Here is a 7,983-nt window from a genome sequence, read left to right as displayed (position 1 = left end):
TCACCACCAACACCTCGACGAAACCAGAGGCGCCCGCCCCGGGACCACCGGGACGGGCGCCTCACCCTGCCTCTTGACAGGAAGCAGCTACATATCAGCTGATCGACCAGGCAATGCCGTCGAGGATGTCCGCCTCGGAGACCACGAGCGTCTCGACCGTCGTACGCCGCAGCACCCGGTCGAGCACCAGCGCCCCGGCGCCGATGACGTCGGCGCGGCCCGGGTGCATGTAGGGCAGCGCGAGCCGCTGCTCATGAGTCATCGCGAGCAGCCGCTCGGTGAACTCGTGCAGCCCGGCCACCGGGATCACCGACTGGTCGATGCGCTCGCGGTCGTACGTCGGCAGGTCGAGCACGCCGGCGGCGAGGGTGATGATCGTGCCCGCGACCCCGACGACGGTGGCCGCGTCACCTGCAGGGACAGGGCACCGGTCGAGATGCGCGTCGATGTCTTCCGTGGCGGCGGCGATCTCGGCGGCCGCCGGCGGGTCCGAGTGGAGGTGACGCTCGTGCATGCGCACCGAGCCCATGTCCATGCTGAACTCCTGCTCGGGCCGGTCGGTGCCGAGGATCAGCTCGGTCGACCCACCACCGATGTCGACCACCAGCACGGGCGTCTTGGGGGCCTCTCGCAGGTTGCGGACCGCACCGTCGAAGGCGAGCCGGGCCTCCTCGTGGCCGGCGACCACCTCGGGCTCGATGCCGAGGCGCTCACGCACCCCGGCGACGAACACGTCGGAGTTGGACGCGTCGCGGCTGGCCGAGGTCGCGCAGAACCGGAGCCTCTTGACCGGGTGCTGCGCGATGAGTGCGGCGTACTCGTCGATCGCGGCGAACGTGCGGGCCAGGGCCTCGTCGGCCAGCCGGCCGGTGCGGTCGACGTCCTGGCCCAGGCGCACCATGCGGGTCTCGCGGACCAGCACGTCGGGCAGGTTCGCGATCATCAGCTTGATGGTGTTGGTGCCGCAGTCGATCGCCGCCACGGTGTTGGTCTCGCCGCTGGTCTGCTCGCCCTGGTTCGTCACGCGCGCCATCGTAGGCGGGTCAGGTCACAAGCGGATTGGCCACGTTCAGCGCCGGGAACCACGAGAAGTCCCGGTCCGCGCTCAACAGGGTCTCGACACCGTGGCCCAGGCAGATGGCAGCGATGCGCGCATCGTGCACCTTGGGGCCGACGACCGAGGTGTTGCCCAAGAGATCGGCGAGGATGGTGGCGTGGTCGCGCGACTCGGAGATCAGGTGAAGGTTGGGCAGATCCACCAACTGCCGGACAGCTGCCAAGGCGACGTCGGGCGCTGTGGCGGGCCGATAGATGCGCGGATGCGTGACGACTGCCAGGAACTCATGGACGCACGGCCAGGGAATCGCCCAAGCGGCCCGGCCCGTCGCGAGTCCGTGGAGGGCCGCAGCCGCCGGAGCGTGATGGGGGCTGTCCTCTCGGTGCGCGTAGACCAGGACGTTCGTGTCGACCGCGATCATGCGGGCAGGTCGTAGGACCGGGCGATCGCGTCAGCGGGTGTGATGCCAGCAAGCAGCCCTTCGCCCTTGACGGTCGGAAAGACGAAGTCAACACGCGGGCCGCTCTCGCTGCGGCGCTGCAGCTCGGCTCGCAGCCCGGCAACGATCAACTCGCGCAACGTGGTCCGCTGAGTGCGGGAGAGCGCCTTGGCCTCCGCCGCAAGCTCGTCGGGAATCTCGATCGTCGTCTTCATACTGCTCACCATACCAGTGGACCCATACTCCCGTACTTCCGTGCGATCCGGTTCACTCCGTCAGACCGCTCGTTGGCGTTGAGTGCACGATTTGTGTCGCGGTCGGGCCGACTCTCGACAGAAATCGTGCACTCAACGCAGTAATCAGGTGGGCGCGTTGCGCACGCGGCGCGCGGCGGGCGCCAGTACGACGAGTCAGCGCGACGCAGGATCAGTCGGAGGCCGAGGTCGAGGAGGCCGAGACGCAGGGGCCCGACTTCCACCAGTCGCCCAGGGTCTCGAGCACCTCGTCACCGAGCGGGTTCACGCCCGGGCCCTGGGCCAGCGACTGGCCGGCCAGCACGTGGAGGCACTTGACCCGGTTGGGCATGCCGCCGGCGGAGATGCCGGCGATCTCGGGGACCTGCTGACCGGTCGACTCGGCGATCGCCTCACGCGCGGCGAGGTAGGCCTCGTGCGCGGCGGCGTACTGCTCGGCGAGGGCGGGGTCCTCGGAGAGACGCTGCTGCATCTCCTTCATCAGCCCGGAGGCCTCGAGGGTGCCGATGCGCGAAGCGGCGCGCGGGCAGGTGAGGTAGTAGGTCGTGGGGAACGGTGTGCCGTTGTCGAGGCGCGGCTCGGTGGTCACGACGTCAGGGTTGCCGCACGGGCAACGGTGGCCGATCTCGTGGATCGAGCGGGGTTCGCGGCCGAGCTGGGCGGCGATCGCGTCGACGTCAGCGGGTTCGATCATTTCGGCGGGGCGATCTTGTTCACCGGGGTGTCGGGCTTGTCCTTGTTGGGGAACCCGGCGGCCTCGACCGAGCCCCAGGCGGTGTCCCACCAGGCCGGCGGCTCTTCCTCGGGCAGGTCACTGGCGTCGGTGAGCTGGTCCTTGGAGTCGAGCGGGTCGCCGTTCTCGTCGAGCACCATGTAGCCGGTCTCGCCGGGCATGATGTAGTTCAGCCGCTCCCGGGCCTGGGCCTTCACGTAGGCCTCGTCGTCCCAGCGGCGCTTCTCGCGCTCGAGCTGGCCGATGTCTTGTGTCGTCTCGTCGATCTGCGCGTGCAGGTCGGAGATGTGGCTCTGCTGCTCGAGGTAGGCCCGCATCGACGAGGCGAACGACACCGTCAGCACCGCGAGCACGAGCACCAGCACGGTGCCGCGACCGGTCAGCTTCGGGCGGACCGGCGTACGGCGCGCGGCCGGACGGCGTGGCGACGTACCGGGCGTCGCGACCGCACCGGGGCGCGGCCGCGACCCCCGGGGGCTCGTGGGCCTCCGGGTGCCTCGGGGACCGCTGCCCCGGTTCGGTCGACGCTCAGCCATGGGTCAGTCAGCTCCGGACGTAGCGCGGGAACGCGGCGGCACCGGCATAGCGGGCCGCCTCGCCGAGCTCTTCCTCGATGCGCAGGAGCTGGTTGTACTTCGCGACTCGCTCGGAACGGGCCGGGGCACCGGTCTTGATCTGGCCGCAGTTGGTGGCCACGGCGAGGTCGGCGATCGTGGTGTCCTCGGTCTCGCCGGAGCGGTGGCTCATCATGCAGCGGAAGCCGCTGCGGTGCGCGAGGTCGACGGAGTCGAGGGTCTCGGTGAGCGAGCCGATCTGGTTCACCTTGACCAGCAGGGCGTTGGCCTGGCCACCGTCGATGCCGCGCTGCAGCCGCTCGACGTTGGTGACGAACAGGTCGTCGCCGACCAGCTGGGTCTTGGCGCCGAGCTCGTCGGTGATGGTCTTCCAGCCCTCCCAGTCGTCCTCGTCGAGGGGGTCCTCGATCGAGACGATGGGGTACGCCGCCACGAGCTCGGCGTAGTAGGCGGTCATCTCGGCGGCCGTCTTCGAGGCACCCTCGAACGTGTAGGTGCCGTCGGTGCAGAACTCGCTCGCCGCGACGTCGAGCGCCAGGGCGATGTCCTTGCCGAGCGTGAAGCCGGCCTTCTCGACCGCGGTGGCGATCAGGTCGAGCGCGGCCCGGTTGCTGTCGAGGTTGGGCGCGAAGCCGCCCTCGTCGCCGAGGCCGGTGGCCAGGCCCTTCTCCTTCAGCACGGACTTGAGGGCGTGGTAGACCTCGGTGCCCTGGCGGAGGGCCTCACGGAAGGTGCTCGCACCGATCGGCGCGATCATGAACTCCTGGATGTCGACGTTGGAGTCGGCGTGGGAGCCACCGTTGAGGATGTTCATCATCGGCACCGGCAGCAGGTGGGCGTTGGGGCCGCCGACGTACCGGTAGAGCGGCAGCGCGGCCGAGTCGGCGGCGGCACGGGCCACGGCCAGCGAGACGCCGAGGATCGCGTTGGCGCCGATGTTGGCCTTGTTGGGGGTGCCGTCGAGGTCGAGCATCGTCTGGTCGACCAGGCGCTGGTCGTCGGCCTCGAGGCCCTCGATGGCGGGGGCGATCTGGTCGAGGACGGCCTTGACCGCCTTCTCGACGCCCTTGCCGGCGTAGCGGTCGCCGCCGTCGCGCAGCTCGACCGCCTCGAAGGCGCCGGTGGAGGCACCGGAGGGCACCGCCGCCCGGGAGAACGTGCCGTCGTCGAGCTGGACCTCGACCTCAACCGTGGGGTTGCCGCGCGAATCAAGGATCTCGCGGGCGCCGACTGCAGCAATGGAAGCCACTTGGGAATGCTCCTGGGGGTCGATGGATCGAGCGGCCCCAGCCTAACCGGGACGACTCCGGCATTCCGGCAGCACCCGCGCGTGTGGGACGGGTGTGCAACGGTCACCGCAGCACTGTCGGTGGTTCACCTGACGGCTACCTGCACGCCAGACGACCCCACGAGCATGCCCACGTCTCGTCTCGGGACCGTCCCTCGAAAGGCACACTCATGCTCGTACGCCGTGGACTGGCGCTCGCCGCCGTCGCCGCGTTGCCGTTCTCGCTCCTGTCGCTCGTCGACACGACCGCCTCCGCCGTACCGCCCGACGAGACCTCCTTCCACCGCCTCGCGACGTACCCGGTCTTCCAGAACGTGCCGGACGGCGTGGACCCCGCCGACCCGACGGTCGCGGAGATCTCGTCGGTCAGCGCGGACGGCCGGACCCTGGCCTACACCGACGCGCTCGGCGGCCGGATCGGGTTCCTCGACATCGCCGACCCGTCGGCGCCGAAGGGCCTCGGCAGCCATGACGTGTCGGGGAGCAGCAAGGGCGGGCAGCCGACGTCGGTCGCGGTGACCGACTCCAGTGCCGGCGAGGTCGCGCTCGTCGTGGTCGACGAGAGCACCTACCCCGGTCTCGAGGACACCCCGTGGGAGGACGAGGACCCGGCGCCCGGCGTCCGCGAAGGACGCCTCGACGTGGTGGGCCTGGCTGCGCCGCACGACGCGATCGCCTCGATCGACCTGGGCGGCCAGCCCGACTCGATCGCCATCTCCCCCGACGGCAGGTACGCCGCGATCGCGATGGAGAACCAGCGCAACGAGGCGGTCACCCCCGAGGGCGGCGACGAGGGCGACCTGCCCCAGCTCCCGAGCGGGTTCGTCCAGATCATCGACCTCTCGAACCCCGACGCCACCACGTGGGAGCCCCGTCGCGTCGACCTGCCCGCTGAAGCCCTGGCCGGGCTCGACACCCCCGAGGACGCCGAGCCGGAGTACGTCGACATCAACGACGACAACAAGCTGGCGTTGACCCTGCAGGAGAACAACGGCGTCGTGGTGATCGACCTCGCCACCGCCACGATCGACCACGCCTTCAGCGCCGGGAACGCGCGGGTCGAGGGCGTCGACACCTCCAAGAACGGCCTCTTCGACCCGACCGGTTCGATCGACGCACCGCGCGAGCCCGACGCGATCCAGTGGGTCGGCGACGGTCTGGTCGCCACCGCCAACGAGGGCGACTGGTTGGGCGGCACCCGCGGCTGGACGGTCTTCGACACGGCGACCGGCAACGTGGTCTGGGACGCCGGCAACACCTTCGAGCAGATCGCCACCCGCCTCGGCCTGCACAACAACGACCGGGCCGCGAAGAAGGGCGCCGAGCCCGAGGGCCTGGCGTTCGAGACCATCGGCGGTACGCCGTACGCGTTCGTCGGCTCGGAGCGCAGCAACTTCGTCGCGGTCTACGACATGACCGACCCGACCGCGCCGGTCTACACGCAGGCGCTCGCCACCACCAACGGACCCGAGGGCCTGCTGCCGATCCCGTCGCGTGACCTGCTGGTGGTCTCCTCCGAGGAGGACGACGCGGAGGCCGGGGTGCGGGCGTCTGTCGGGATCTTCAAGCTCGAGGACGGCGCCCCGGCGTTCCCCTCGGTGGTGTCCGGCGACGTCGACGGGCAGCCGATCGGTTGGGGCGCCCTCGGCGCGCTGAGCGAGGACCCGGCCGACGCCGACAAGCTGTGGGCGGCCAGCGACTCGGCGTACGCCACCGGCCGGATCTACCACCTCGACGTGAGCGCGAGCCCGGCCCGGATCGAGAGCGTCCTCGAGGTCACCGATGCCGACGGCGCCCGGGCCAAGGTCGACATCGAGGGCATCAGTGCCCGCCGGGGCGGCGGCTTCTGGGTCGCCTCCGAGGGTGCGACCGGGCCGCAGAACAAGGTGCTCCGCCTCGACCGCACCGGTCGTGTCGTCCAGACCCTGGCACTGCCGGCGACGGTCGCCGACGGCCTCGGCAAGTGGGGCCTCGAGGGCGTCTCGGCGGTCCGGAACGGCGTGAACGAGTACGTCTACGTCGCGCTGCAGCGGGCGGTCGCCGGTGAGTCGTTCGCCCGGATCGGTCGGTACGACGTGCGCGCCGGTCGCTGGACCTGGTTCGGCTACACGCTCGAGAAGACCGACGTCGAGGGTGACTGGGTCGGCCTGTCCGAGATCACCGCGATCGACGCCGACACCGTCGCGGTCATCGAGCGCGACAAGCTCAACGGTCCGCGCGCCGCGTTGAAGGCGGTCTACACGGTCGACCTGCCGATGTCGCACAAGGTCGCCGTACGACCGGTGAGGAAGCGGCTCGCGGTCGACGTACTGCCCGCGATGCAGGCGCTGAACGGCTGGACCCAGGAGAAGCTCGAGGGTCTCGGCATCACCGGGGACGGCCGGGTCTTCGCAGTCACCGACAACGACGGGCTCAAGGACGCCACCGGCGAGACGCAGCTGCTCGAGCTCGGCTCCGCGAAGTCCCTCTTCCGCCGTTGAGCCTCGATACTCCCTGACGTTCCGGTCCTCCTTGGGGCCGAAACGTCAGGGAGTATCGCAATTCTGGGGCCGAAACGTCATGGACTATCCCGTTGAAAGATCAACCGTGAGGGAACGCACACCCCAAAATCGTGAGATCGGGGAATGTCGAGCGAGCGAGTGGACTTAAGGTCACGTCACCACTCATGCACCTCCGCCCCACCACCCCCGGGACGGACCGGAAAGGACGACGATGTCGACGCCCGACGTACCTCTGATCGAGGCCCCCAAGAAGAACCCGCTGTTCCTGATCCTGGGCGGCCTCGTCGCCCTCGCGCTGATCGCCGGTCTCGTGTACGCCGTGTTCCTGCGCGGCGACAAGAACGAGAAGGTGACCATCGGCGTCGTCGACTCCAGCGAGGCCTACTGGCAGACGTACGTCGACGAGGCGAAGAAGGAAGGCATCGACGTCGAGCTGGTCAACTTCACCGAGTACACCCAGCCCAACCCGGCGCTGACCAACAAAGACATCGACCTCAACGTCTTCCAGCACATCGTCTACCTGGCTGACTACAACGTCGCCAACGACCAGGACCTGACGCCGATCGGCTCGACCGCGATCTACCCGCTTGCGCTCTACTCCAAGAAGTACGACGACGTCGCCGACATCGAGGACGGCGAGACCGTTGCCGTGCCGAACGACCCGAGCAACCAGGCCCGCGGCCTGCTCGTGCTGCAGTCGGCCGGCCTGATCACGCTGAAGTCGGGCGGCTCGATCTTCTCCGACCTCTCCGACGTCGACGAGGCCAACTCGAAGGTGAAGGTCAAGGCACTGAGTGCCGAGCTGACCGTCACCTCGCTGGAGGACCTGGCCGCCGCGATCGTCAACAACGACTTCGTCGCGGACGCCGGCCTCAAGCCCGAGGACGCCATCGCCCAGGACGACCCGTCCGACCCGAACGCCGTGCCCTACGTCAACGTGTTCGTGGCCCGCGCGGGCGACGCCGACGCCGCGACGTACAAGAAGCTCGTGAAGATCTTCCAGGACAGCGACGCCGTGCAGAAGGAGCTCATCGAGGCCTCCGCCGGCACCGGGGTCTCGGTGAAGACCCCGGTCAAGGACCTGGCGTCGTCGCTCGAGAAGGTCGAAGCCGACACCGAGGCACAGAAGAAGTAGT

Annotated in this window: 8 protein-coding genes; 2 read left to right on the top strand and 6 right to left on the bottom strand. The window is 69.4% G+C overall.

Features of this window, described 5'->3' with window-relative positions; genetic code table 11:
* Positions 1–94 precede the first annotated feature (94 nt).
* The 6 genes from ASD30_RS20055 to eno form a co-directional block, all read right to left on the bottom strand.
* The gene (locus ASD30_RS20055; RefSeq protein ID WP_327152748.1) at positions 95–1,024 is read right to left on the bottom strand and encodes a Ppx/GppA phosphatase family protein; all 930 of its coding nucleotides are present in this window, start codon (positions 1,022–1,024) and stop codon (positions 95–97) included.
* Positions 1,025–1,043: 19 nt separating this feature from the next.
* A complete protein-coding gene (locus tag ASD30_RS20050) occupies positions 1,044–1,478 on the bottom strand; it encodes a type II toxin-antitoxin system VapC family toxin (protein WP_056686036.1) in 435 nt (144 codons plus the stop codon).
* Entirely contained in the window at positions 1,475–1,711 is a 237-nt protein-coding gene (locus ASD30_RS20045; RefSeq protein WP_056686033.1) for a type II toxin-antitoxin system VapB family antitoxin, read from the bottom strand. Before ASD30_RS20045 ends, ASD30_RS20050 begins: the two co-directional genes overlap by 4 nt.
* A gap of 211 nt (positions 1,712–1,922) precedes the next feature.
* On the bottom strand, positions 1,923–2,444 hold the full coding sequence (locus tag ASD30_RS20040) for a DUF501 domain-containing protein (RefSeq protein ID WP_056686030.1): 522 nt from the start codon (positions 2,442–2,444) through the stop codon (positions 1,923–1,925).
* The gene (locus ASD30_RS20035) at positions 2,441–3,019 is read right to left on the bottom strand and encodes an FtsB family cell division protein (protein WP_056686027.1); all 579 of its coding nucleotides are present in this window, start codon (positions 3,017–3,019) and stop codon (positions 2,441–2,443) included. Before ASD30_RS20035 ends, ASD30_RS20040 begins: the two co-directional genes overlap by 4 nt.
* A gap of 7 nt (positions 3,020–3,026) precedes the next feature.
* Positions 3,027–4,307, bottom strand: a complete 1,281-nt coding sequence (eno, locus tag ASD30_RS20030; protein ID WP_056686024.1) for a phosphopyruvate hydratase — start codon at positions 4,305–4,307, stop codon at positions 3,027–3,029.
* A gap of 209 nt (positions 4,308–4,516) precedes the next feature.
* Here eno and ASD30_RS20025 point away from each other — a divergent pair, with 209 nt between their 5' ends.
* Positions 4,517–6,826 carry an esterase-like activity of phytase family protein gene (locus ASD30_RS20025; protein ID WP_056686021.1) on the top strand — a complete coding sequence of 770 codons (2,310 nt, stop codon included), beginning with the start codon at positions 4,517–4,519 and terminating at the stop codon, positions 6,824–6,826.
* Between the two features lie 232 nt (positions 6,827–7,058).
* Positions 7,059–7,982, top strand: coding sequence for a MetQ/NlpA family ABC transporter substrate-binding protein (locus ASD30_RS20020; RefSeq protein WP_056686018.1), 924 nt, complete (start codon positions 7,059–7,061; stop codon positions 7,980–7,982).
* Position 7,983 lies beyond the last annotated feature (1 nt).

The organism is Nocardioides sp. Root140 (assembly GCF_001426745.1).
GTDB lineage: Bacteria > Actinomycetota > Actinomycetes > Propionibacteriales > Nocardioidaceae > Nocardioides.
The sequence above is the reverse complement of the archived record's forward strand: the minus strand, read 5'-3'. Positions and strand labels throughout refer to the sequence as shown.

Coding starts and splice junctions, on each gene's coding strand:
- ASD30_RS20045 (WP_056686033.1), bottom strand. CDS start 1,711: ATGAAGACGACGATCGAGATTCCCGACGAGCTTGCGGCGGAGGCCAAG.
- ASD30_RS20040 (WP_056686030.1), bottom strand. CDS start 2,444: ATGATCGAACCCGCTGACGTCGACGCGATCGCCGCCCAGCTCGGCCGC.
- ASD30_RS20035 (WP_056686027.1), bottom strand. CDS start 3,019: ATGGCTGAGCGTCGACCGAACCGGGGCAGCGGTCCCCGAGGCACCCGG.
- ASD30_RS20020 (WP_056686018.1), top strand. CDS start 7,059: ATGTCGACGCCCGACGTACCTCTGATCGAGGCCCCCAAGAAGAACCCG.
- ASD30_RS20025 (WP_056686021.1), top strand. CDS start 4,517: ATGCTCGTACGCCGTGGACTGGCGCTCGCCGCCGTCGCCGCGTTGCCG.
- ASD30_RS20050 (WP_056686036.1), bottom strand. CDS start 1,478: ATGATCGCGGTCGACACGAACGTCCTGGTCTACGCGCACCGAGAGGAC.